Origin of the sequence: Bizionia gelidisalsuginis, assembly GCF_008086185.1 — a bacterium.
Classification (GTDB): Bacteria; Bacteroidota; Bacteroidia; order Flavobacteriales; family Flavobacteriaceae; genus Bizionia; species Bizionia saleffrena.
In genome coordinates this window covers 1-1125 of sequence record NZ_VSKN01000080.1, presented here as the reverse complement: position 1 = coordinate 1125, position 1125 = coordinate 1, and the positions used below count along the sequence as shown (strand labels likewise).

Genomic DNA, 1125 nt, shown 5'->3' with positions numbered 1-1125 from the left:
TCTACCTACTTACCCTTTTGATACTCTTTGGGCGTTGCAATGATGTGGTTGCTTACCCGAATAAATAGGCCTCTGTATACGGTTTCTGTTCGTCAGTACCGAGTTTTGTAGTCTCGCTTTCTTCAGAGGTAACTTTGCAGTTACCACCCTTGCGACTTACTAATGCTTCTAGGCGTTACCCCAGCGCATAAGGGACTTGCACCCTCTAGATTAATTACTTACTTTGCTGTAAGTTAAAGATGCCCATACTGGGCACACACATCGTATATAATTAATGGCTGGTTCTGGCTTGCTTACGAAAATCCTCTCGGATTTTCTATTCAGTATTTATTTACTAAATTAAGTGCTGAAACACGCCACTAATCATATACAAACACGTTAGCAACAATTTGGAAACGATGCGTTTTTGATGTATATTTACACCAAAACATAAAATTATGTCAAGACAAAGCATATCATTTACGGAGCCTAACGATGAATGGCTGAAAACCCAAGTGAATAGAAATGAATATTCTAGTAAAAGTGAATTAGTAAACGATTTAATAAGACAAGCCAGAAAGCAGCAAGTTCAAATTGATTGGGTTCGTGCCAAATTAGAAAAGGCCGAAAATAGCGGATTTACAAATGATAACAAAAATGAAATTTTAGCACAATCAAAGTCTCTATTGAATGGCTAAATATAGATTAGGTAACGAAGCTAAAAACGACTTAATAAGAATTCATCATTACGGAATTGAAAAATTTGGAATGACTCAAGCGGATAAGTATTTCGAATCATTTTTTGAATATTTTGATATTATTGCTGAGAGACCTTATTCGTTCGAATCAGTGGAATATATAAAAAACGAATACAGACGTTGTGTATGTGGTTCTGATAGTATCTACTTTAAAATAAATAAAGATATTGTCGATATTATGGCAATTGTGGGAAGTCAAAATTTAAATGAAAAGCTATAACGAAATAATAAACTGTTGCTAATCGAGTAGACGGCTGACAATCGAATGATTGCCAGTGCGCCTCTCACACCACCGTACGTACGGGTCTCGTATACGGCGGTTCAACGTTCATCTCAACAATTGCTCTTTACACCAATTGAAGCTACCTACTATTTTAAGCATAGGCTA

Annotated in this window: 2 protein-coding genes; both read left to right on the top strand. The window is 36.1% G+C overall.

Features of this window, described 5'->3' with window-relative positions:
• The first annotated feature begins 437 nt into the window (after positions 1-437).
• Positions 438-677 carry a ribbon-helix-helix domain-containing protein gene (locus ES677_RS15120; RefSeq protein ID WP_148381725.1) on the top strand — a complete coding sequence of 80 codons (240 nt, stop codon included), beginning with the start codon at positions 438-440 and terminating at the stop codon, positions 675-677.
• Positions 670-957, top strand: a complete 288-nt coding sequence (locus ES677_RS15115; RefSeq protein ID WP_148381723.1) for a type II toxin-antitoxin system RelE/ParE family toxin — start codon at positions 670-672, stop codon at positions 955-957. Before ES677_RS15120 ends, ES677_RS15115 begins: the two co-directional genes overlap by 8 nt.
• Positions 958-1125 lie beyond the last annotated feature (168 nt).